This window comes from Microbacterium meiriae (assembly GCF_025143875.1).
Lineage (GTDB): Bacteria > Actinomycetota > Actinomycetes > Actinomycetales > Microbacteriaceae > Microbacterium > Microbacterium meiriae.
This window is the reverse complement of record NZ_JAMBDU010000003.1, coordinates 55310-77229: the sequence shown is the minus strand read 5'-3', so window position 1 is coordinate 77229 and position 21920 is coordinate 55310. Positions and strand designations below refer to the sequence as shown.

At 70.9% G+C, this 21920-nt stretch carries 20 protein-coding genes; 6 read left to right on the top strand and 14 right to left on the bottom strand.

Annotated features, from left to right (window positions below):
* Window positions 1-48: 48 nt before the first annotated feature.
* The 7 genes from M4D53_RS02835 to M4D53_RS02805 form a co-directional block, all read right to left on the bottom strand.
* Entirely contained in the window at window positions 49-975 is a 927-nt protein-coding gene (locus M4D53_RS02835) for a GNAT family N-acetyltransferase (protein WP_259951769.1), read from the bottom strand.
* Window positions 972-1985 carry a hydroxyacid dehydrogenase gene (locus tag M4D53_RS02830; protein ID WP_259951768.1) on the bottom strand — a complete coding sequence of 338 codons (1014 nt, stop codon included), beginning with the start codon at window positions 1983-1985 and terminating at the stop codon, window positions 972-974. The genes M4D53_RS02835 and M4D53_RS02830 overlap by 4 nt, the downstream gene beginning before the upstream one ends.
* The gene (locus tag M4D53_RS02825) at window positions 1982-3067 is read right to left on the bottom strand and encodes a dihydrodipicolinate synthase family protein (RefSeq protein WP_187662932.1); all 1086 of its coding nucleotides are present in this window, start codon (window positions 3065-3067) and stop codon (window positions 1982-1984) included. Before M4D53_RS02825 ends, M4D53_RS02830 begins: the two co-directional genes overlap by 4 nt.
* Entirely contained in the window at window positions 3067-4101 is a 1035-nt protein-coding gene (locus M4D53_RS02820; protein ID WP_259951767.1) for an NAD-dependent epimerase/dehydratase family protein, read from the bottom strand. Before M4D53_RS02820 ends, M4D53_RS02825 begins: the two co-directional genes overlap by 1 nt.
* Before the next feature lie 21 nt (window positions 4102-4122).
* Window positions 4123-5028, bottom strand: coding sequence for a carbohydrate ABC transporter permease (locus tag M4D53_RS02815; RefSeq protein ID WP_187662930.1), 906 nt, complete (start codon window positions 5026-5028; stop codon window positions 4123-4125).
* Window positions 5025-5930, bottom strand: a complete 906-nt coding sequence (locus M4D53_RS02810) for a carbohydrate ABC transporter permease (RefSeq protein ID WP_187662929.1) — start codon at window positions 5928-5930, stop codon at window positions 5025-5027. The genes M4D53_RS02815 and M4D53_RS02810 overlap by 4 nt, the downstream gene beginning before the upstream one ends.
* Window positions 5931-5997: 67 nt before the next feature.
* Complete coding sequence (locus M4D53_RS02805) at window positions 5998-7239, bottom strand: ABC transporter substrate-binding protein (protein WP_259951766.1); 1242 nt, start codon at window positions 7237-7239, stop codon at window positions 5998-6000.
* Between the two features lie 186 nt (window positions 7240-7425).
* Between M4D53_RS02805 and M4D53_RS02800 the strand changes: the two genes are divergently transcribed.
* From M4D53_RS02800 to corA, 5 genes are all read left to right on the top strand, one after another.
* Window positions 7426-8595, top strand: coding sequence for an ROK family transcriptional regulator (locus tag M4D53_RS02800; RefSeq protein ID WP_259951765.1), 1170 nt, complete (start codon window positions 7426-7428; stop codon window positions 8593-8595).
* A complete protein-coding gene (locus M4D53_RS02795) occupies window positions 8592-9611 on the top strand; it encodes a Gfo/Idh/MocA family protein (protein WP_259951764.1) in 1020 nt (339 codons plus the stop codon). Before M4D53_RS02800 ends, M4D53_RS02795 begins: the two co-directional genes overlap by 4 nt.
* A complete protein-coding gene (locus M4D53_RS02790; RefSeq protein WP_187662925.1) occupies window positions 9608-10630 on the top strand; it encodes a Gfo/Idh/MocA family protein in 1023 nt (340 codons plus the stop codon). The genes M4D53_RS02795 and M4D53_RS02790 overlap by 4 nt, the downstream gene beginning before the upstream one ends.
* A gap of 307 nt (window positions 10631-10937) precedes the next feature.
* The gene (locus M4D53_RS02785) at window positions 10938-11732 is read left to right on the top strand and encodes an SDR family NAD(P)-dependent oxidoreductase (RefSeq protein ID WP_259951763.1); all 795 of its coding nucleotides are present in this window, start codon (window positions 10938-10940) and stop codon (window positions 11730-11732) included.
* Window positions 11733-12023: 291 nt separating this feature from the next.
* Window positions 12024-13025 (top strand): magnesium/cobalt transporter CorA, encoded by a 1002-nt coding sequence (corA, locus tag M4D53_RS02780; RefSeq protein ID WP_187662923.1) that lies wholly within the window; start codon window positions 12024-12026, stop codon window positions 13023-13025.
* A gap of 69 nt (window positions 13026-13094) precedes the next feature.
* On the opposite strand, the gene M4D53_RS02775 is transcribed toward corA, so the two are convergent.
* Window positions 13095-15275 carry a S8 family serine peptidase gene (locus M4D53_RS02775; protein ID WP_259951762.1) on the bottom strand — a complete coding sequence of 727 codons (2181 nt, stop codon included), beginning with the start codon at window positions 15273-15275 and terminating at the stop codon, window positions 13095-13097.
* 153 nt (window positions 15276-15428) lie between these two features.
* On the opposite strand from M4D53_RS02775, the gene M4D53_RS02770 reads away from it, so the two are divergent.
* On the top strand, window positions 15429-15956 hold the full coding sequence (locus M4D53_RS02770) for a cytochrome C5 (RefSeq protein WP_259951761.1): 528 nt from the start codon (window positions 15429-15431) through the stop codon (window positions 15954-15956).
* An 89-nt stretch (window positions 15957-16045) separates the two neighbouring features.
* On the opposite strand, the gene M4D53_RS02765 is transcribed toward M4D53_RS02770, so the two are convergent.
* The 6 genes from M4D53_RS02765 to wecB form a co-directional block, all read right to left on the bottom strand.
* On the bottom strand, window positions 16046-17788 hold the full coding sequence (locus M4D53_RS02765) for a DUF7927 domain-containing protein (protein WP_259951760.1): 1743 nt from the start codon (window positions 17786-17788) through the stop codon (window positions 16046-16048).
* Window positions 17789-17822: 34 nt separating this feature from the next.
* Window positions 17823-18494 carry a hypothetical protein gene (locus M4D53_RS02760; protein WP_187662919.1) on the bottom strand — a complete coding sequence of 224 codons (672 nt, stop codon included), beginning with the start codon at window positions 18492-18494 and terminating at the stop codon, window positions 17823-17825.
* A 76-nt stretch (window positions 18495-18570) separates the two neighbouring features.
* Complete coding sequence (locus M4D53_RS02755) at window positions 18571-19164, bottom strand: exosortase/archaeosortase family protein (RefSeq protein ID WP_259951758.1); 594 nt, start codon at window positions 19162-19164, stop codon at window positions 18571-18573.
* A complete protein-coding gene (locus M4D53_RS02750; protein ID WP_259951757.1) occupies window positions 19164-20522 on the bottom strand; it encodes an XrtP-associated glycosyltransferase in 1359 nt (452 codons plus the stop codon). The genes M4D53_RS02755 and M4D53_RS02750 overlap by 1 nt, the downstream gene beginning before the upstream one ends.
* Complete coding sequence (locus tag M4D53_RS02745) at window positions 20522-20746, bottom strand: LPXTG cell wall anchor domain-containing protein (protein WP_187662916.1); 225 nt, start codon at window positions 20744-20746, stop codon at window positions 20522-20524. Before M4D53_RS02745 ends, M4D53_RS02750 begins: the two co-directional genes overlap by 1 nt.
* The gene (gene wecB, locus M4D53_RS02740; protein WP_232089148.1) at window positions 20746-21843 is read right to left on the bottom strand and encodes a non-hydrolyzing UDP-N-acetylglucosamine 2-epimerase; all 1098 of its coding nucleotides are present in this window, start codon (window positions 21841-21843) and stop codon (window positions 20746-20748) included. The genes M4D53_RS02745 and wecB overlap by 1 nt, the downstream gene beginning before the upstream one ends.
* Window positions 21844-21920: the final 77 nt, after the last annotated feature.

Below are 21920 nucleotides of genomic sequence, written 5' to 3'. Positions count from 1 at the left end.
CGCGGTCACCGATCAGTCCCCGATCCCCAGCGCTCTCCGAGCGGATGCTCAGAAGTAGTCGCCCGCCGTGAAGTGGCGGATGCCGTCCACCCGGGCCTCGCGGCGCAGCGGCCGGATCATCCCGGTGCGGTCGTCCTGCCGCACGGCCGCCGGAGCGAACGCGCGGACGGCGCGTTCGTCCGCGGCGAGCGCGGGGACGGCCAGCTCGCAGGTGCGGACGCCCGCCGCGGCCCAGTCCGCGGCCACGGCGTCCAGCAGGGTGCGACGCACCGCGGCAGGATCGGCCAGGGTGGGATCGGTCGCGCTCTCGTGCAGCAGCCCGACGCCGTCGCGCACCTCCGCCACCGCGTAGCCGACCGTCGTCTCCGCCTCGGCGAACCGGTACAGCGTCGCGCCCCGTAGCCGCACCTCCGCCATCGTCCAGTCGCGGTCGCTGCGCACCGGAGCGAGCACGACCGCACCGGTGCGGGAGCGCTCGTAGACCTCGCGCACCGGGCCGAGGACACCGAGTCCCACGGACTCACGGCGGACCGAGGCGTGCTCTGCGGCCGTCGCCGACGCCGTCCACGGCCCGGCCATCGTGCGGGGCATCGAGATGGTCGCGAAGCCGCTCGACCGGTACACCTCGGGAGTCCCGGTGAACAGCAGGGCCCAGTCGGCGTCACCGGCCGCGTCCAGGGTGGCCGCCACGAGCCGGCGGGCCAGTCCCCGACCGCGAGCCCGCTCGGCGACCGCGACGCTGCCGATCGCGTGCACCTGCGCCACGCCGCCGTCCGACTCCCGCAGGCGCTTCGGCAACCCGTAGATCGACCCGCACAGGCCGTCGTCGTCGGCGGCGACGATCGTGTGATCCAGCCGCTCGTCGTCCACCAGCCACTGGTCCGGCGCGAGGGGCGGCGTGAAGGCGGCCGCCCACAGTGCAGCGAGGGCGGACTGATCCTCCGCGCGCGCCGACCGCACGAGCACGGCGCTCATGCCATCGAGGAGAGCTGGTCGCGGTGGACGGCGTGTCCGAGGGGCTGCCCCGCGGCGAAGGCGTCGAGCTCGTCCGCCACGATCCGCCCCTGTCGCAGCCGCCCCTCCCTGGTCCCGGCCGCGCGGTGCGGGGTGAGCAGCACCCGCGGGGCCGAGCGGAAGGGACTCTCCACGGGCAACGGCTCCTCGTCGAACACGTCGATCGCGGCGCTCAACCGACCGCGCTGGAGTTCGGCGAGCAGGGCGGCCTCGTCGACCAGCCACGAGCGCGCCGTGTTCACCAGGCCCGCGCCATCCGGCATCAGGGCGAGTTCGCGCGCACCGATCAGGTGGTGCGTCTCCGGCAACGTCGGGGCGTGCACCGCGACGATCTGCGCGCGGCGAAGCGCGGCGTCGAGCCCCACGAGCTCCGCCCCGAGGGACGACGCCTCGGCCGCGTCGAGCGTGGGGTCGACGAGCAGCGGCTGCGCGCCGAGCGCCCGGATCAGCTCGAGGTACGCCCGCCCGGTCCGGGAGGCGCCGATGACCGCGATGGGCGCCCCGAGGATCTCGTGCTGCACCCCGACGGCCTCCGCGTCCCACCAGCCGTCGCCGACGCGCAGGGCGTCATGCATCTCCGGCACCCGGTGCAGCAGGGCGAGCGTGAACGTCAGCGACACCTCCGCCACCGACCGGGCCATCCCCGCCCCGGCCTGCGTCACCCGCACGCCACGGTCGAACAGCGCGTCGGTGGCGAAGGGCTTGATCGTGGCGCCGGTGTGCGCGATGAGCTCGAGCTTCGGGAGGGTGGCGAGCACGGTGTCGTCGAAAGGACCCACGCCCCAGCTCGTCACCACGACGCGCGCCTCGTCGAGCACTGCCTCCGCGAGGCGGTCCACCCGCACGAACGACCCACCGAGCCGCGCCGCGATGGTCTCCAGGCGGGCCGCATCGTCCGTCGAGAAGAACTCCGCGAACAGCTCGGCGGAGACGACCGCGACCACGGTCGGTGCGCCCGTCCCCGCGGTCATCGCAGCCAGGCCTCGAGGTTCTCGGCGATGAACGCGTCGTCGTTGAGCTCCGGGTACGCCTGCCGGACACGGGCGATCTCCTCCGCCTGCCCCGGGGAGAGGCCCTCGGCCGGGTCGAGGCACCAGATGCCTTCGAGGAGGCCCTGCTGGCGGAGCATCTCGTGCACCCCGGCGATGACCCCGTGGAAGTCGTTGCCCGGATCGAAAACTGCCTGATTCACGTCCACCATGTCCGAGGCACGGCGTCCCACCTCCCGGTAGGCCTCCGCGTCTCCCGCGAGGGCTCGGTGCACACGCTCCAGCAGCGCGACGGCCGCATGCGTGCCGACGGCCCACTGGCCCAGCAGCCCGCCGACGAACCGGAGGGTGCGCCGCCCGGACGGGGAGTCGACATGGAACTCGGAGAGCAGGTCGGCGACGATCGCGTCGTCGTTGCCGGTGTACAGCGCGATCTCGTCGGCGCGTCCCGAGGCGGCCACGCCGCGCACGAGCTCCAGCGTGCGATAACGGTCGAAGGGCGCCGCCTTCACGGCGACGACGGACGGGATCGCGGCGAACTCCCGCCAGAACTCGCGGTCGAGCACGGGCCCGCCGATCGCGGTCTGCAGATAGAAGCCGACCAGCGGCAGCACCTCGCCGACGGCGCGGGCGCGGTCGAGCAGGGCACGCTCGTCCGCACCCGCGACGCGGGGACTCACCAGCACGGCGTCGTAGCCGAGGGAGCGGGCGAGCTCCGCCTCGGCGACCGCTTGCGCGGTGTCGCCCGCCACTCCGGCGATGCGCACGAGGGTCGCGTCGCCGCGGGCGTCCATCTCCTCCGCGGCCAGCGCGAGCACCGGCTCGAAGAGCGCGTGCTCCGGGTCGCGGATCTCGAACTGCGTCGTGTGCACGCCGACGGCGAGGCCGCCGGCCCCGGCGTCGAGGTAGTAGCGGGAGAGCGCCCGCTGCCGCCGCTCGTCGAGCGTGCGCTCTGCGGTGAGGGCGAGCGGATGGGCCGGGATCACGGCGCCGCGGGCCAGGGTCGCAGCGGCCTCAGGGCGCAGCGACGGCACGGTCGCCGTGTGCGCAGCGGCGTCGGTCATCAGAACTTCCCGTCCCGCACGGCCCACTTGGTGGGCTTGGCGATCATCGGCAGTCCGTCGCGGATCCAGCCGGCCTGCATGCGGATGAGCTCCTCGGCGGAGACGGACGGGTAGCCGAACAGGGCCATGCAGCGCCGGGCGTCGCTGAGCAGCGCGGTCGGCATCGGCTCGTCGACGATCTCGACCTCCCGCTCGAACAGGGCGCCGAAACGGTGGGCGATCGAGGAGACGCTGAGCAGCTCCGGTCCCGTGAGGTTGATCACGAAGGGGTCGGTGGAGGCGTGCACGAGGCTCCGCAGCACGACCTCGTTCGCGTAGCCCTGCCAGATCACGTTGACGTTGGCGGTGGCGACCGAAACCGGCTCCCCCGCGTGCACGGCGCTGCCGATGTCGGCGAGCACCCCGTAGCGGAGGTCGACGGCGTAGTTCAGGCGGATGATCGCGACCTTGGTGCCGCGCTCCTGCGCCCCGAACTCGAACACGCGCTCCCGTCCGAGGCAGGACTGCGCGTACTCGCCGATCGGCGCGGGCGTGGTCTCCTCGTCGGCGCCGCCGGAGGAGGCGGGGACGAACGGGTACACGTTCCCGGTGGAGAGCACCGCGATCGCGCTGTCGCGGTAGCGGCGGGCGATGCGGTCGGGCAGAGCCGCGTTGACCTCCCAGGCCCAGGAGGCGTTGGTCGCGGCGCCGAACTTCGCGCCCACCATGAACACCACGTTCGGGGCATCGGGGAGACCGGAGAGGTCGTCGTTCTCGATGAGGTCGAACGGCACGACGCGCACCCCCGCGGCCTCCAGGCGCTCGCGGATGGCGGCGTCGCCGAAGCGGGAGACCGCGTACACCGCGTCGTCGGTGCGGCCGGCGGCGTCCAGGCCGCGCCGGGCGAGCATCGCCAGGGTCGGGCCCATCTTGCCGCCGGCGCCGAGGATCACGAGGTCTCCGGAGCCCTGAGCGAGGTCGGCCACGAGCCCCTCGCTCGGGGTGGCGAGCGCCTCCTCGAGCTCGGCCTCGGAGGCGAATGCGTACTGCGTCATGGTGGTGCGGTTCCCTTCTTCTCAGCCCTTGATCCCGGTGCCGGTGACGCCCTCCTGCACGTACCGCTGAGCGATGAGGTACGCGAGGAAGATCGGCAGCAGCGCCACGACGGAGCCGGCGAGCATGGTGCTGAGCGGCACATCCTGCTGCTGCAGCGACGAGATGCCCACGGTGAGCGTGAACATCGAGTTGGACTTGGCGATGATGAGCGGCCAGAGGAAGTCGTTCCAGTGCCAGAGGAAGACGAAGATCCCGAGCGTCGCGAGGATCGGCTTGCACAGCGGCAGCACGATCCGCAGGAAGATGCGGAACTCGCCGGCGCCGTCGATGCGGGCGGCCTCGAACAGCTCGTCGGGAAGGCCCTGGATGAACTGGCGCATCAAAAACACGGCCTGCGCGTTCGCGAGCGTCGGCAGGATGAGGCCCCAGTAGGTGTCGATGCCGCCCAGGTTCGCCATGAGGATGAACGTCGGGATCAGCGTCACGTGGAACGGCACCATGACCATCGCCAGGAACGACCAGAACATGACCTCCTTGCCACGGAAGCGCTTCTTGGCGAAGGCGTATCCGGCGAGCGCGGAGAGGAACAGCACCGCCACGACCGACACGAGCGAGTAGACGAGCGTGTTGAAGAGCCAGACGAGGATGTTCTGTCCGCCGAGCACCTGCTCGTACGCCTCGAAGGAGATGTCGTTCCAGGGGATCAGCGAGCCGGGCAGCTCGACGACCATGCCCGGCTTCAGGCTCAGCACGACCATCGCATAGAAGGGGAAGAAGCTGAGGATGCCGGCGAGACTTAGCCAGATCCAGCGGACGGCGATGCCCCAGCCGGTCGGCTCGAGCGCGCGGAACGAGCGGCGCTTGCGCGCGGCGGGACGCGTCGCGGGTGGCGTCGTCTGCGTCGGCGGCTGCAGGAGGGCGGTCATTTCTGCTTTCCGATCACGAGGCGCTGGATGAGGGCGACCACGAGGGTCATGATGAACAGGGCCACGCCCACCGCGGCCGCGTAGCCGTAGTCGAAGTAGCGGAAGCCCTGGTCGTAGAGCATGTAGACGAGCGAGTAGCTGGCGTTCGCCGGGCCGCCCTGGGTCATCACGTAGATGACGTCGAAGACCTGGAAGGCGGCCGTCGTCTCGATCACCGCGAGGAAGAAGAACGTCGGGCGCAGGTGCGGGAGGATGATCCACCGGAAGCGCTGCCAGGCGTTCGCGCCGTCGACCAGCGCCGCCTCCTCCAGCTCGCGCGGTACGTCCTGCAGGGCGGCGATGAGGATCATCATCCCGTAGCCGAACCGGGACCAGACGCCGACGACGACGATCGCGGGGATCACGAGCACCGTGCTGCCGAGCCAGGAGCCGCCGAGGCCGAGCGGGGTCATCAGGGCGGACCACGGACCGTTCGCGGAGAAGATCCAGACGAAGATCGAGCCGGCCAGCACGAGCGAGGTGATGACGGGGAGGAAGAAGATCGAGCGGAAGAACCGGGCCCCGCGGAAGGCCCGTCTCACGCCGAGGGCCATGATCGTCGACAGCACGAGCGCGATCGGCACCGCGAAGACCGTGTAGACGAGGGTGGTCCCCAGCGCCCGCCAGAACAGCGGGTCGGCGACGAGGCGCTGGAAGTGGTCGAGGCCGCGCCAGGCGATCTCGCCGGAGATGTCGTAGTCGAAGAAGCTCAGCGCCACACCCGCGATGCTCGGGCCGAAGCGGAAGGCGATGAACAGCAGGAAGGCGGGGAGCACGAACAGGAACGCGACGCGCGCTTCCCGTCGGGCGAGCACCCGGGCGACCCGTCCTGCGGGCTTCGGCGCCGTGGTGGCCGTCGTCATTGTCGATTCCTCACGTGGGGGGCGGAGAGAGGGGGCGTGCGGCGGGTACCCGCACGCCCCCGGGGTGTCACTTCTGCAGCAGCGGGGCTGCGGCGGCCGCGGCGTCCTTCAGGGCGTCGGCCGGGGACTTCTGGCCGAGCAGGGCGGCCTGGATCTCCGGCGAGAGCACGCCCATGAGCGCACGGGAGCTGGCGTCGAGCTCGCCCACCGTGGTGTCGGGGACGTACTTCTCGACCTCGCCGAGGAGCGGGTCGCCGGCGTACAGCGGCTCGGTCGTGCTGAGGGCCGAGAAGAACCCGGCGGCCTTGAGGTACGGCTCGACGACGTCGGCGCCGGTCGCGAACTCGGCGAACGCGGCTGCGGCCTCGGGGGCCTTCGAGCCCTTGAGCACGGACAGCGAGCCGACGGTGCCGTAGGCGACGGACTCCTCATCGGTCAGCGGCGCGAGGACCTTGACGTTCTCCTCGCCCCAGAACGGCGCGACCTCGGTCACGGCGTTGTTCCAGGTGCAGGCGACCTTGCCCTGGGCGATGGCGGTCTGCTCCAGCGGGACGTTGGTCGTGAGTGCCTCCGGGTCGAGCGCGCCCTCCTCGGCCAGGTCGGTCAGGAAGGTGAGCGCCTCTTCGCCGGCCTTGCTGTCGAAGCCGACCTCGCCGTCCTCGGTGTAGACCTCCCCGCCGGCCTGCCAGAGCAGCGGGTAGTAGGTGAGGTTGAGGGTGTTCTCGGCCGACGCCGGGTAGTTGAGGGCGTACATGCCCTTGTCGACGAAGGCCGGGGCCATCTCGGCGATGTCGTCCCAGGTCTCCGGGTACTCGGTCACGCCGGCGGCCTCGAACGCGGCCGCGTTGCAGATGAGGGGCTGCGCGCTGGTGAGGATCGGGGCGCCGAGGATGTCGCCGCCGAGCGTGACCGACTCCTTGACGTTGGGGAGCAGGTCGCCCTGGCGCTCCTCGCTGAGCAGGTCGTTCAGCGGCGCGATCGACTTCTGGTACGCCGCGAGCTGGTCGGGGATGAGGTAGACGACGTCCGGTCCCTTGCCGGCGGCGATCGCCGTCTGCAGGGCCTCGTCGCGGTTCGCCCACGGGAAGATCTCGTACTTCACGTTGACGTTCTCGTTCTCCTTCTCGAACGCCTCGATGGTCGAGTCCCAGAAGTCCTTGTGCATCGCCTCGTCGGCGATGACGGGGTAGAGCCAGACCGTGATGTCCTGCTCGCCCTCTGCGGTGTTGCCTCCGCCGGCCGAACATCCGGCCAACAGGGTGGCGGCCGCGACTCCCGCGACGACGCCGGTGATCTTGCTGACGCGCATGGTGCTCCTTTGCGTAAACCGTGCTGAGTACGGTTCATTATGACATTGGCTTTGGATAATTCGTCAAGCACAAGTTCTCAGAGGCTTGTTTCGGCCGTGTTTCTCGGCCGTGAACAACAATCCCCGATCTGAGAATCGGGTGTGCTAATTTGATCGCACCAACGGCGGAGACGAAGGAGGGACCCGATGGGCGCGACCAGTCCGCTCTCGATCGTGGCGCGGTCCGCACTCCGGCTGCGGGACGCGGGGCCGGCGACCGTCAGCGACCTCTCCCGCTCGCTCGATGTCTCTCGCACCTCGGTGGAGAACGCCGTGGCGGTGCTCTCCGACTCCGGACTCCTCGTCGACGCTCCCGCGCAGAACGGCGGCGGCGCGGGGCGCCCGGCCCGCCGCTACTCCTTCCACGCCACGGCCGGTGTGGTGGTGGGCGTGGACATCGGGGTCGCGAGCGTGCGGGTCGTCGTCGCGGATCTCGCGGGCGTGGTCATCGCCCAGCGGGCGTTCCCCGGCGTCGCGGAGCAGCCGGACGGCCCGGCCAAGCTCGCCGCGGTGATCGACGACGTCCGCGGCACTCTCGCCCCGCTCTCGCTGCCGCGGACCGGTCTGCGGGCGATCGGCGTCTCCCTGCCCGGCATCGTCGACGACGACGGACGGGTCACCACCTCGGTCGTCATCCCGGAGTGGTCCGGCATCGACATCGGCTCGCAGCTGCGTCAGGCGTTCGGCTGCCCCGTGGCCGTCGACAACGGCGTGCGACTCGCGGCCGTCGCGGAGCACCACCTCGGCGTCGCGCAGCTCGTCGACGACGTCATCTACCTGTCCGTCGGCAACCGCATCGCCATGGGCCTCATCCTCGGGGGCCGTCCCCGACGCGGCATCCACAACGCGGCGGGAGACATCGGTCGCCTGGCGTTCCGTGGCCTGAACACCGAGACCGGGCAGATCTCGTGGCGCACCGCCCCGACGGCCGCCGAGGTGTTCGCCCTGGCGCGCACCGGAGAGCAGGCCGCCCAGCAGGAGCTCGACGGCTTCATCGATGAACTCGCCCACGGGATCGCGACCCTGATCATGACGGTCGACCCCGCCATGGTCGTGATCGGCGGCGGACTCTCGGCCGCGCACGAACAGCTGCTCGACCCCCTGCGCGCCGCTCTGCCCGGCCACCTCGGACTGCCGTTCCAGGTGCCCGTCGCGGAGGCACGGCTGGGAGCGGAAGCCGCCGCCCACGGCGCCGTCGTGCACGCGTTCCAGCGGCATCCGGGCGACATCTACGGCATCGAGGACATGCCCGCCCCACCGATCACCCCCCTGCCGCACGACCCCGCGGCCGGCGACGACCCCGAGGAGAAGCAGTGAGCACGTTGAAGGTCGGACTCATCGGCGCGGGCGGGATCTCCCGCGTGCACGCCGACGCCTGGCGGGCGCTCGGCGTGCAGGGCTTCGTCACCTCGAAGGAGGGCGCCGAGGAGATCGCCGCCGAGTACGGCTTCGAGGTCGTGGCCGACGTCGACGCGCTCCTCGAGAAGGTCGACGTCGTCGACATCGTCACCCCCAGCAGCACCCACGCCGACTTCGCCCTGCGCGCGATCGCCCGCAAGCTCGACGTGATCTGCGAGAAGCCGCTCGCCGCGACCGCGGAGGCCGCCGCCGAGGTGACCGCCGCCGCAGCCGCCGCGGGAGTGCGGCTGTTCCCCGCCCACGTCGTGCGCTACATGGGGGAGTACGCCCGGATCAAGGCCGGCATCGACGCCGGGCAGATCGGCACCCCTGCCGTGCAGCGCTTCCGTCGCCTCGGCGCCGCGCCCCAGGCCCCGTGGTTCTTCTCGGAGCGCGCCGGGGGCGGCGTCATCCGCGACCTCATGATCCACGACATCGATCAGGCGCTGTGGTTCGCCGGCCCGGTCGACAGCGTCTACGCCGTGCAGAACCCGCCGACGGTCGACGACCGTGTGCCGGCCCCCGTCACGGCGCACGTCGTGCTGACCCATCGCAACGGGGTCATCAGCCACGTGCACGCGAGCTGGGTGCAGCCCGGCATGCCCTTCCGCACGAGCGTCGAGGTCGCCGGATCCGAGGGGCGCCTGCGCTACGACAGCGCCGAGGACCACACGCTGCGCACCGACGCCGTGCTCGTCGAGGGTGCGACCGACTACCTGCCGCCGATGTCACCGGAGGAGAGCCCGTATTACGCGGAGATCGCCGACTTCGTGGCCGCCATCGCGGAGGGCCGCGAGGCCGCCGTGACCCCGGAGGACGGCATCCGGGCGGTCGCGGTCGCCGAGGCCGCCTACGCCTCGATCGCCTCCGGAGCCCCGGTCGCCCTCCCCGCTTCGTCCCCCGCCGTCGCCGTCGCCGAGGAGGCCACCCGATGACCGCTCCCCGCCCGCTGCGGATCGCCGTGCTGTCCTTCGCGCACACGCACGCCCTCAGCTACGTGCACGCGCTGCAGCAGATGCCCGACGTCGAGCTGATCGCCGCCGACCCCGACGGCGCCTCCGCCCCGGACGACGCTCCGCGCGGCGCCGCTCTGGCCGCGGAGCTCGGGGTCGCCTACGTCGAGACCTACGAGGACGCCTTCGCGTGGGGCCCCGACGCGGTCGTCGTGGCCGCCGAGAACTCCCGTCACCGCGCCCTCGTCGAGCAGGCCGCCGCGGCCGGCGTGCACGTGCTGTGCGAGAAGCCGCTCGCGACGACCGTCGAGGACGCGATCGCGATGCGCGACGCCTGCGACCGGGCGGGCGTGCTGCTCATGGTGGCGTACCCGGTGCGCTTCTCCCCCGCGGTGCGTGATGCGGTCGCCGAGCTGCGCAGCGGACGCCTCGGGGCGATCCTCGGCGTCACCGGCATCAACAACGGCAAGCTGCCGCAGGACCGGGCCTGGTTCACCGACCCCGAGCTCGCCGGCGGCGGTGCCCTGGTCGACCACGTCGTGCACTGCGCCGACCTCCTCGACGAGCTCTTGGGAGAGCGCGCGCAGACCGTCCGCGCGGTGTCGAACAGCATCCTGCACGGGGAGCGCGACCTCGCGGTCGAGACGGGGGGCCTCGTGACGATCCAGTATCCGAGCGGCGTGGTCGCCACGATCGACTGCTCGTGGAGCTGGCCGATGAGCTCGGCGACCTGGGGCGGCCTCACCCTCGAGGTCGTGGCAGAGCGCGGGACCGTGACCGTGAGCCCCTTCGCGAAGGGCGTGGCCGGGCACGATGCCCACGGAGAGACCTGGACCCCGGTCGGGGCCGACCTCGACGCCCTGCTGCTCGAGGAGTTCGTGCAGGCCGTCCGCGCGGGCCGTCAGCCTCAGCCCGACGCGGGTGTCGGCATCCGCACCGTCGAGATCGTGAAGGCCGCCCAGGAGTCCGCGTCCCGCGCCGGCACCCCCATCCCCCTCTAGCCCCGGGGCGTGCGCACGTGCGGGATCGAAAACGCCCCTCCCGCACGCGCCCCCGGCACGTTTCCCATCCCGCACCCACGGCGTCCCCCCGTGCGAGATCAAACCCGCGCCTTCCGCTCTCGTCCCCCGCCCGTTTCCCGTCCCGCACCTGACTCGGGACCCGCGGGTGCGCTTCTCGTCCCGCACGGAGACGGTGCGCGCATGGTCGAGTACCGCCGCCTCTCCCGGACGGGGGTGCCGGCGGAGGGGCATGAAACCGGCGCGACGGGCGTTGTACCCGGGGCCGCAGCGACACGGAGGAGACATCATGCGCATCGACCTCGCCGGGAGAACCGCCCTCGTCACGGGTTCCACTCAGGGCATCGGACTCGCCATCGCCACGACCCTCGCCGACGCGGGAGCGCGGGTCGCGGTCAACGGCCGGAACCCCGAGACCGTGTCGTCGGTCATCGCCACGCTGCAGGAGGAGGATCCGGACCGGAACCTCGTCCCAGCGCCGGGCGACGTCACCACGGAGGACGGGGCCGCTGCGGTCCTCGCCGCCACCGGAGACGTGGACATCCTCGTCAACAACCTCGGCATCTTCGGAGCGACCCCCGCGCTCGACATCTCCGACGACGAGTGGCGGCGGTACTTCGAGGTGAACGTGCTCGCCGCCGTCCGGCTCATCCGCGCGACCCTGCGCGGCATGAGCGAGCGCGGCTGGGGTCGGGTGCTCGACATCGCCAGCGACTCCGCGGTCGTGATCCCCGCCGAGATGATCCACTACGGGATGTCGAAGACCGCGCTGCTCGCGGTGTCCCGGGGTTTCGCGAAGGAGGCGGCCGGCACGGGCGTGACGGTGAACTCAGTGCTCGCGGGCCCGACCCACACCGGCGGCGTGGAGGACTTCGTGTACTCGCTCGTGGATCCGCAGCTGCCGTGGGAGGAGGCGCAGCGAGAGTTCATGCGCGTGCACCGCCCCCAGTCCCTGCTGCAGCGGCTCATCGAGCCGGAGGAGATCGCGAACATGGTCGCGTACCTCGCGTCCCCGCTCGCCTCGGCGACGACGGGCGCCGCGGTCCGCGTCGACGGCGGTTACATCGACGCCATCATCCCCTGATCCTTCGAATCGCGCACGTGGCGGCATCTCCGGTCGGAATGGGGCCATTCGGGCGATTCGAAACGGAGGGGTAAGCTGGCCCCCGGAGAAGCACGGAGAGGCGGTGATGGCGATGTCCGACGATAGTAACGACGCCGCCCTCGCTGCGTCGCGCTTCCCTGCATCTGCGCGTTGAGCTCCCGCTCCGCGTCCGTGCCTCTCGCCTCGCAGTCATCGGCGGCGTCTCCTGCCCCCTGACGAATCCGCACGCAGACCCTGGTCTGCGTGCACCCGCGAGAACGGAGCCGCATCATGGCGCTCATCGACAACGGCGTGTACGTCCACGGACGTCGCGTGGAGACCCCGAAGAACCTGGACGAGACCTACCGGATGCTGGATGCCGCCGGCGGGATCGCGTGGATCGGGCTGTACCGACCGAGTCCCGAGGAGGTCGCCTCGGTCGCCAGGGAGTTCGATCTGCATCCGCTCGCCGTCGAGGACGCGCTCTCGGGGCATCAGCGCTCGAAGGTGGAGCGCTACGGCGACACCCTCTTCGCCGTGCTGCGCCCCGCCCGGTACCGCGACAAGGAGGAGTCGATCGAGTTCGGGGAGCTGCACCTGTTCATCGGCCCCGACTTCGTGGTGACGATCCGCCACGCCGAGTCGCCGAACCTCGCCGCGGTCCGCCGCCGGATGGAGGCGAACCCGGAGCTGCTCGCGATGGGACCGGAGGCGGTGTTCTACGCGATCCTCGACGAGGTCGTGGACGAGTACGAGCCCGTCGTCGCCGGCCTCGAGAACGACATCGACGAGATCGAGGACCAGCTCTTCGGCGACAGCGACGACGACGCCCTCTCCCGCCGCATCTACGAGCTCTCCCGGGAGGTCATCAACTTCCAGCGCGCCGTGCACCCCCTGAGCGGCATGCTGGAGTGGCTGCGCCGCGGGTCGGAGAAGTACCGGATCGACGAGGAGCTGCAGCGCTCGCTCCGCGACGTGCTCGACCACACGATCCGCGTCAACGAGCGCGTGGACTCGTTCCGGGCGATCCTGGAGAACGCCCTCACGGTGCAGTCGGCCCTCGTCGCCCGGCGGCATTCGGAGGCGGGTTTGGCCCAGAACGATGAGATCAAGAAGATCTCCTCGTGGGCGGCCATCATCTTCGCGCCCACCCTCGTCGGCACCGTCTACGGCATGAACTTCGACGTGATGCCCGAGCTGCACTGGGCGTTCGGCTATCCGATGGCGATCGGGGCGATGCTTGCCTTCGCCGTCGGCCTGTTCGGGGTGTTCAAGTACAAGAAGTGGTTGTGACGCGCAGGCTGTCACGCCGATTCAGGCCATCGCTTCCGGAAAGCGCCTGAACCGGCGTGCACGTCTGTCTCATCGAACAGCGACCACGGGGAACGCCGGGTCGTCGCCGGAGGTCGCCGGGATCTGCAGCTGGGCCTTCTGCGCCGAGTCCAGCGTGAGGGTCCACCGCAGCCCCCGAGCCGTCCGCTCGACCTCGCCCACCGGCGGCACGGGGACCTCGACATCCGCGAACGCCGTCAGATCGATGTCCACGACAGCCCGTCCTCCCACCGCCCCGGCGTTGGCGAGGTCCAGGACGGTCAGCGTGTCCTGCGCGGCTCCCGGCTGCGGGGACAGCTCGACCGAGTAGCCGATCGCCGACTTCGTGTGCACCGAGAACCGGATCGGCGCGGTGGTGGCCGAGGTGTCGGTGCCCATGACCGTCCGGGCCACGACCTCGTAGGTCCCCTGCGTCAGCGGCGCGTCCACCGTCCAGGTGCCGTCGTCGCGCACGGTCACGAACCGCAGGAACGGCGTGAGCTCCCCGTCGCGCACGTGCACGCGGACGCGCGAGCCCGGGACGCCGGTACCCGAGATCGTCGTGGTGGTCGCCGCGACCGTGGCTCCGGCCTTCGGGGTGAGGATGGTCGGCGCAGCCGGAGAAGTGCGGATGACGATGGGCGCACGGGCCGCGCCGGCGGTCAGAGTGCTCACGCCCGCAGGGGCATCCGCCGGGATGGGGAACACGGTCGCGAACCGTCCCTGCCCGTCGGTCCGCACCGGCATGGTGGCCGTGCCCACGCGAAGCTCCACACGGCTCCGCGGCGGATACCCGCTGCCCGTCACCCGGAACGGCTGACCGGTGAGGGCGACACGGGAGTAGACGCCGACAGCGGGGACGGAGGCGCCGATGTCGGCGTCCGTGAGGCCTGCGCCCATCCGGTCCGGCCCTTCGTCCGCGACCCCGTCGGCCGTTTCCGTGATACGGCGCGTGACCTCGTCCGGGGTGAGCGTCGGGTCGGCCGCGAGCAGCCGCGCAGCGAGCCCCGCGACGTGCGGAGAGGCCATGGAGGTGCCGGGGAACAGCGCGTAGATCGAGCCGTCGTCCTGACGGGTCACCGCAGACCAGACGACGCCGGGCGCGGTGACGGTGACCGTGCCCGCTCCGTAGTTGGAGAATCGGGCCATGACGACGGCGCCGCTGGTCTCGTCCTGGTCGGCGGCGGCGACCGAGATCACGTCGGGCAGCCCGGCCGGGGCCTTCAGGCAGGAGGCGTCGACCGGCCGCGGCTCGGGTGCACCGTCATTGGGGCTGACGACGTCGGTGGTCATGGTGGCGAGGTCCTGCGCCTCGTTGCCCACGGCGGCGACGCTGACGACGCCCTGCTCATGCGCGTACGCATACGTGCGCCGAAGGGCTTCGAGCGCGGCGGACTGCGTCTCGTCGCCGGCGCACCAGACGTACCAGGGGTCGACGTAGTAGCTGTGGTTCACGACCGGGATGTCGTGCCGGACCGCCCACATCGTGGCGCAGATGCTGGCCTCCGGGTAGATGTGCCCTGTCTGGTTGTCGACCTTGATGGCCGCGACGCGCGCGTCCGGGGCGATCCCCCGGATGCCGGCGCCGTCGGCAGCGCCCGCGATGCTGCCTGCCACGTGGGTTCCGTGGGCCCCGGAGAGTCCCGCTTCCGGAGCCCACGCCGCCGGTCGGGTGTCCGGGACGCCGTTGATGCCACAGCCGACCGAGAGAGCGGGGTCGATGCGGTCGGCGAGGTCGGGGTGCCCCGCATCGATGCCGTTGTCCGCGACCCCGACGACCACACCTGCGCCGCCCGGGGTCGTCGCGCCGACGGCGACCGTGTCCCACGCGGTGCCCTCGGCAGGCATCGCCTCGGGTTCCTCCGTGACGCCTGCCGCGGACTCGGCGGGGTCGGGGAGGCGGTCGGGCGTGGTCGACGTGCGGGTGGGACCGACGGACTGCACCCACGGGAGGTCGCGGAGCTGCGCGGCGAACCCGCCCTCGGGCGCCCGGACGACGGTGACCCCGATCTCCGGGTACGAGATCAGGAACGTCCCTCCCGCGTCGGCGATGGCCGCACGCAGCGTCTCCTCGCTCGGACCGCCGGGGGCGGTGTTCACGACCCAGTTCAGGGCGGGGGTGTCGGGGGCGACCTCCGCAGCCGCCGGGAGCGGGGATGACGGGATCGCGAGGGCGAGAACGGCACCGACGGCGAGCGCCACGCCGATGCCACGGGAGAGGGGACGGATCACAGCAGCCTGCCTTTCGAACGCGGCCCTGGGCCGTCGAGTCGGGATGGTCCGGTGAACAAGAGGCGCGAAGGGGTGTTCGATTACGCGCGACCCTGGGCCGAGGTCGCGGAAGAACCAGGGGCCACGGAAGGCAGGATGCGCGAGACTGGAAGCATGGCGCTCGAAATCCTCCTGTCCCGCATCGTCGAGAGCGGTCTGCTCGAAGACCCCGTCTCCGAGAACGGTCTCGTCTACGGACGGGCGAGCCTGGACGCCGCCGGCACCGTCGTGAACGTGAACGTGGACCCCGAGCTCGACGGCGACGAGAGCGCGGAGGACATGGATCCGGACGAGCTCGTGGCGGCCATCGCGCGCGTGCTCTCGATGAGCGAGAAGCGGTGGCGGGCGATCGTCGAGGAGGTCGCGCTGGACATCGAGGATGCGGTGGACGAGGAGCCGGTGGTCGAGCAGGTCGACCTGCGGGACGACCTCGAGGCCACGTCGGTCGTGGTGTTCGCGGACGCCGTGCTGCTCGCGTTCGTCGCCCCCCGGCAGTTCCCGGAGTCGCGCATCCTCGTGCAGCTCGATGAGGAGCTGGAGGTCGACGGCATCGAGGTGCGCGAGCCCGACGGCACCGAGGTCATCGACGTCGACACGCTCGACGAGCTGATGGACCTCATCAGCCGCGCCGACCGTGACTGACTCCGCAGACGCGCGGAAACAGGCGAACGCGCGAGCACAGGTCACCCCAGAGGAATGGGCCTGCACCCGCGCGTTCGCCTGAGTTCCGGCTAGCGCGCGCTGCCGTAGTAGGTGACGTTGGGGAAGGCGAAACCGTCGCCGTTCCCGTTCCAGACACCGGTGAAGGTGATCACGACCGTCTCACCCGAGGCGAGGGGTCCCTTCCAGTCGATGCTGTCGCCGCTCACGGTGACGGTGCCGCGGTTGGCCGTCACGCTCGACGGGTTCCAGCTGGAATCGTCGAGGATGCCCGCCAGCGTGTATGCGATCTCCGCGTTCGCCGAGTCGACGTTGCCGTTGTTGCCGAACTCCATCCGGTACGTCACGGCCTGGCCCGGCGTCGGGTCGGTCGGGTTCGAGTTGAACGTGTACTGGAAGAACTCACGCTTGACGGTGTCGGTGTCGGTCGCGCAGACGTTCGCCGCGTTACCGGCGACCGCGCAGGCCTGGTTGGTCAGCGCCCCGGGAGGAGCCGACTGGTTGACCTTGGCGTTCACCTTCAGCGTGACCGACTGCCCTGCCTCGAGCGTGCCGAGATTGGCGGTCACGGTGCGCCCGGAGGCGCTCACCGTCACACCCGACGGGCCACTGCCCGAGACGAAGTCGAGACCGGCCGGGAGCGGGTCGCTGACCACGACGTTCGTGGCCGCACCGTCGCCGGTGTTCCGCACGACGATGTCGTACGTCAGGTCCTGTCCGAGCTTCACATCACCCTGACCGTCGTCCTTGCTGATCGTCAGCACGGGCGTGGTCTTCTTGGTGATGGTGGTGTCGTCCCAGTCACAGGCCTGGTTCGTGGCGGTTCCCACGGCGCAGGCGTTGTTGCGCAGGTTCCCGATCGGCGTGGATGCCCCGACGGTCGCCTTCACGGTGATCGTCGAGGACGCGCCAGGAGCGAGCGATGGGATCGTGCCCTGGACGCGCTGCCCGGTGACCGACACCTGACCGGTCGTGCCAGCGGTGTACGAGGCGGTGATACCGGTGAGCCCGGCCGGCAGGTCGTCGCTGACGACGACGTTGCTCGCCGCAGCGGTGCCGGTGTTGCGCACCACGATGTCGTACGAGAGCTGGTCGCCGATCACGGCGCTGTCGCGGTGATCGTTCTTGTCCACCGTCAGCGCGGGCGCCGTCGGCTTGTCCACGTCGATGTCGATGCTGTGCAGGTCGCTCGGCACCTTCGTCCAGGTCGGCACGAGCCCGAGGAACGCGCCCTTCGAGCGCATGCTGAGCTGGAACTCCACCTTCGAGACGGTGCCGTTGACCTGCACCGTGCCGGTCTTGGCGGCGAAGGAGGTCGAGGTGATCGTGTTCGACGTCACGTCCAGGTTGCCGCTCACGGCGCTGAGGCTCACCCCGGAGGTCTTCAGCGTGTACTTCGCCGAGGACTGCACGACGCCGCCGATGGAGTACACGTCACCGCCGAGGTTGGCGAGGGTGATCTTCGGGTTCGTCACCTGCTGGCCGAAGTCGACCACGACGTTCCCGCGGACGCACTCGATGCCGTTCTTGCAGGGGTAGCCCTCGTTGAGGCCGATCACGTTGAGCCCGAGCTCCCCGCCGTCGCGCACGGTGGCGAGGTTGACGACGTCACCGGAGCTCTTGATCTGCACCTTGTCGGTGGTGGTGATGCGGGCCGTCGCTCCGGCGGCCGACGCGGTGCGGGTGTCTCCCGATCCGCTCCAGCCGTTGACGTCGGCCGCCGAGGCGGCGGGGGCGCCCGCGCGGGCGCCCGCCGCCAGAGCGGTGAGCACCCCCACGGTCAGCGCACCCCGAAGAAAGGATGTCTTCTTCACAGGTCTCTGTTCCTCCGTGTCTGTCCGGCGCCCGTCACCGGGTCGCCGAGGGACGACGACGCAGCGCGAACGCGCCGGCAGCTCCGACGGCGATCACACCGGCACCCGCGAGTCCGACGGCAGGATCGGCCACCGGCACCGGCGGACGCTCGGCGAAGGTGTGGCTGTAGTTGTAGGTGAAGCGGTGGTCGTCGGTGAAGACGCCGCCGGTGTAGAGCACCTTGGCGCTGTTGGTGATCTGCGGACCCCAGTAGTCGGCGTCGACGGTGAACGTCGCCATCGGGGTGACGATGCTGGTGCCGCCGTCGTGCGTGACGTTGAACGTCCAGACGACGTTCCCACCGACGAGCTGACCGCCGCTGGTCGCCGACGCGAAGGTCGTGTGCGCCGGCACGGGCAGGATCACCTTGTAGACGCCGTCGATCTGCTCGTCGTTGACGAGCTGCACGATCGCGCCCTCCTTGATCTCCGACCCCGGCGTCACGCCCGTCGCGGCCGTCTGGGTGGCTCGACCCAGGTAGCCGCGGGTCGAGGCCTGACCGTCGACGTCTTCCGTGCTGCGGACCGAGGAGATGCCGCCGCTCGATGCGCCGTCGGTGGAGTCGGGCTGGTCGGCGGCCATGGCCCCCTGCGCGCCGAGGAGCGAGCCCCCGACGATCAGCAGGCCGACACCGGCGCTGCACGCGGTCTTGAGGATGCTCTTCATGATGAGCCTCTTTCTTGATGTGGACACGACGAGCAGAGTGCTTCGCCGCGAATGAGACGGTGGGGACGGGGGTCGATTACGCCCACGGACGGCGAGTATTCCGGCGCTGCGGGGCACGGACGCCGATGATCAGGAGCATGACGACGAGTCCGACGACGTACCCCAGGACGCCGACGAGGGAACCCACGAACACGTGGCTCACCTTGTAGCCCGGATCGAGACCCCAGGTCTGGGTGGCCCAGCCGATCAGGACGAGCCGCAGCATGTTGACCGCGAAGACGATGCCCCACATGGCTGCGAGCCCGCCGAACAGCCGGCTCCACCGCACGCGGGTGAAGGCGAGGATCACCGCGGCGACCACGGTGAGCGGGAGCCCGATCAGGAGTGCTGTGCACTCGACCGTGATCTGCAGAGCGATCAGGTCTCCGGTCGGGGTCCAGACGAGGTAGTGCTCGCCGATCGCCGTGCGCTGGCCCTCGACGAACGGCGAGAGCAGCCACGTCGCGACGACCGCCTCGACGGCGCGGAAGGAGGTGTTGACCGCCAGGAGCGCTCCGCCCGCGGCGAGCATCAGCAGGGCCACGACCACCCGCGCGGCACGGTTCGGCGGCGACACCCGATCCAGTCGACGGGCGCGGAGGGCGGGCAGGGTTTCGGTGACGGTGGTCATCAGGCCTCCACGGCGACGGATCCGTTGACGACGACGTGGGCCTCCGCATTGCGGCGTGTCTTGGCCCATCCGTTCTTGCCCCGGACGATGCGCAGGAACGCCCGCGCGATGCAGATGTACATGTAATAGACGTAGAGCCACACCCCGAGCCCCCACCCCAGCGCCGTCAGCCAGCTCGCCTGGGGTTCGCAGCGGATCTTGTAGACGAACCCCCAGACGGCGAACGGGGCGACGGAGAAGGCGAACAGCAGCCCGAGGACGCCGAGGGTGTCGCCGAGCGCGACCTGGAAGAGCTCCGGCTGCTGCACCCAGTACCCGACCTGGGCGCTGAACAGGATGAGGAACGAGAGCCCTCCGAGCATCTGGAGGAAGGGCAGCACGAGGTAGTACACGGTCTCGATGACCCCGGCGTTGTCGACGTACGGCGACTTCACCACTTCGCGGATGTACTTGACGCACTGGATGTTCCCCTGCGCCCACCGGGTGCGCTGCGTGAGCAGACGGCGGATCGAGGGCAGCGCCTCCTGGTTCACGTGCGTGTCGTAGACGTGGCGGACCTGGTAGCCCGCCAGCACGACATGGACGCCCAGCTCGTAGTCCTCGAGCAGGGCGCCGTGCCACGGTTCGCCGAAGGTGTCGCCGATCGCATCGAGCACGGAGAGCCGGGTGAACTGGCCGTTGCCGCCCAGCCCCACGGTCCCGGTCTTCGCCCGGAGCGACTGCATCGCGGCGATGGTGGTGCGGAACTCGAGATCCTGCATCCGCAGCAGGAACCGCGCGAACGTGTTGGCGAACCGCCCGCCGTGCGGGTAGGGCTTCGGGTCGTCGCGGTTCTTCATCCAGACCGCGATCTGCGCCGCCCCCACGCTCTCGTCGCCGAAGATGTCGTCGGCGGCGCAGATCTCGAGGGCGTTGGGCTCCATCTCGCCGTCCGCGTCGATGACGACGACGACGATCCGATCGTGGTCGGCGTCTGCGGGGAGCCAGGCCAGGAGCTGATGATAGGCGGCGTTGAGTGCGTCGCCCTTGCCAGTCCGCGCCTCGGGGCGACGGCGCTGAACGAGATGCACGTGCTCGTCGGCCTCGGCCCATCGGGTGACGATCGACGCCGTGGCGTCCTCGCTGTCGTCGTCGATCACCCAGACGTGGGCGCCGGGGAAGTCCCGCCGCGCCCGCGACACGGTCGTATCGATCACCGCCTCCTCGTCCCGGCACGGGATGAAGAAGTGCCATTCGAAGCTCGCCGGATCGCCCGGGGTGGTCTTCGGATAACGGAGATAGGGGATGAGGATGAACAGGACGTACGTGACGAACGCGACGCCGAGCAGGACCGTGAACGCGTTGAGCACCGGGAACATCAGGGTGTCCTCCCCGGCGCCGGGTCCTCTTCCGGCGCGACGGACCGACGGATCGGGCGGGGAGCCGGCGCCGACCGCCGCAGCAGGCGGGTGCGCAGGAGCAGCCCCGCCCCCACGGTCACCGCGATCCCCGCCGCCATGACCCAGGTGGTCATCGATTCCGGACCTGTGACGGCGAGGGCGCCGACCGTGGCGAGCGGGGTGGTCAGGGCGTTGCTGTACATCAGGACTCCTCAGTGCGGGTCGAGGCGACGGTGCTGCGGATGTGCGCCGCGATGCGCGCGGTGGCCTGCCCGTCGCCGAAGGGGGACGGCAGGGTGGCGAGTCGGGCGAGGGTCGGCTCCACCGCGCCGAGCAGGGCGGAGGCGGCCGGAGCGAGCTCCTGCGGGGTGACGAGCCGGGTGAAGGCGCCCAGCGCCTCGGGGCGCTCGGTCGAGTCCCGCACGACGAGGACGGGGCGGCCGATCACCGTCGCCTCCTCCTGGATGCCGCCGGAGTCGGAGACCAGCAGAGCGGCGTGGGCGGCGAGCGCCAGGAACCGCTCGTAGGGGAGCGGCTCCTCGGCGATCAGTGCGTCCAGGAGGTGCGTGGCGTCCAGCGAGGTGAGCATCGCCCTGGTGCGTGGGTGCACGGGGAACACGACGGGCCACCCCGACGCCGCGATCGCGTTGAACGCGCGGAGGGTGGCCAGGAGGTTCTCCGGAGTGTCCACGTTCTCCTGACGGTGCAGGGTGGCGAGGACGAAGCCGGCAGGCGTCAATCCGAGCCGCGCGAGCTCGTCCGCATCGCCGGCCGCGCCCGCGCGCTGGGCGCGCACCGCCTCCACCACCGGATTGCCGGTGACGAGGATGCGCTCCTCGTCGATGCCCTCGGCGAGGAGGTTGGCACGGTTCGCCGCCGTCGCCGCGAACAGGTCGTCAGCGATGTGGTCGACCATCACCCGGTTGTGCTCCTCGGGCATCCGGCGATCGTGCGCCCGCAGTCCCGCCTCGACGTGCCCGAGGCGCACCCCTGCGGCATTCGCGGCGAGAGCGGCGGCGAACGTCGCGTTCGTGTCGCCCTGGACCACGACGTACCGCGGCTCGAAGCGGGTGATGGCCTCGGCGATCTGCTCGGCGGCGCGCCCGATCTGCGCCGCGCGCGGGAGACCGCCGACATGCAGCTGGAGATCGACGCGCTCGATCCCGCAGGACCGGAGGAACACCCGGGACATCCCCGGGTCGTAGTGCTGCCCGGTATGGACGACGAAGGCGGCATCTCCCAGTTCGCGGACGAGCGGGGCGAGCTTGATGATCTCGGGACGGGTCCCAAAGACGATCATGACGGAGCCTTTCGGCAGCGGAACGGACGAAGTGGACTGTGAGAAGTGCATTTCTGGGTACCTCGATCAGCCCCCGG

Excerpts from the sequence above, each read along its gene's own strand:
- M4D53_RS02825 (WP_187662932.1), bottom strand. The coding sequence starts at position 3,067 with ATGACCGACGCCGCTGCGCACACGGCGACCGTGCCGTCGCTGCGCCCT.
- M4D53_RS02800 (WP_259951765.1), top strand. The coding sequence starts at position 7,426 with ATGGGCGCGACCAGTCCGCTCTCGATCGTGGCGCGGTCCGCACTCCGG.
- corA (WP_187662923.1), top strand. The coding sequence starts at position 12,024 with ATGGCGCTCATCGACAACGGCGTGTACGTCCACGGACGTCGCGTGGAG.
- M4D53_RS02835 (WP_259951769.1), bottom strand. The coding sequence starts at position 975 with ATGAGCGCCGTGCTCGTGCGGTCGGCGCGCGCGGAGGATCAGTCCGCC.
- M4D53_RS02805 (WP_259951766.1), bottom strand. The coding sequence starts at position 7,239 with ATGCGCGTCAGCAAGATCACCGGCGTCGTCGCGGGAGTCGCGGCCGCC.
- M4D53_RS02810 (WP_187662929.1), bottom strand. The coding sequence starts at position 5,930 with ATGACGACGGCCACCACGGCGCCGAAGCCCGCAGGACGGGTCGCCCGG.
- M4D53_RS02820 (WP_259951767.1), bottom strand. The coding sequence starts at position 4,101 with ATGACGCAGTACGCATTCGCCTCCGAGGCCGAGCTCGAGGAGGCGCTC.
- M4D53_RS02760 (WP_187662919.1), bottom strand. The coding sequence starts at position 18,494 with ATGAAGAGCATCCTCAAGACCGCGTGCAGCGCCGGTGTCGGCCTGCTG.
- M4D53_RS02770 (WP_259951761.1), top strand. The coding sequence starts at position 15,429 with ATGGCGCTCGAAATCCTCCTGTCCCGCATCGTCGAGAGCGGTCTGCTC.
- M4D53_RS02755 (WP_259951758.1), bottom strand. The coding sequence starts at position 19,164 with ATGACCACCGTCACCGAAACCCTGCCCGCCCTCCGCGCCCGTCGACTG.
- M4D53_RS02785 (WP_259951763.1), top strand. The coding sequence starts at position 10,938 with ATGCGCATCGACCTCGCCGGGAGAACCGCCCTCGTCACGGGTTCCACT.
- wecB (WP_232089148.1), bottom strand. The coding sequence starts at position 21,843 with ATGATCGTCTTTGGGACCCGTCCCGAGATCATCAAGCTCGCCCCGCTC.
- M4D53_RS02830 (WP_259951768.1), bottom strand. The coding sequence starts at position 1,985 with ATGACCGCGGGGACGGGCGCACCGACCGTGGTCGCGGTCGTCTCCGCC.
- M4D53_RS02745 (WP_187662916.1), bottom strand. The coding sequence starts at position 20,746 with ATGTACAGCAACGCCCTGACCACCCCGCTCGCCACGGTCGGCGCCCTC.
- M4D53_RS02815 (WP_187662930.1), bottom strand. The coding sequence starts at position 5,028 with ATGACCGCCCTCCTGCAGCCGCCGACGCAGACGACGCCACCCGCGACG.
- M4D53_RS02790 (WP_187662925.1), top strand. The coding sequence starts at position 9,608 with ATGACCGCTCCCCGCCCGCTGCGGATCGCCGTGCTGTCCTTCGCGCAC.
- M4D53_RS02750 (WP_259951757.1), bottom strand. The coding sequence starts at position 20,522 with ATGTTCCCGGTGCTCAACGCGTTCACGGTCCTGCTCGGCGTCGCGTTC.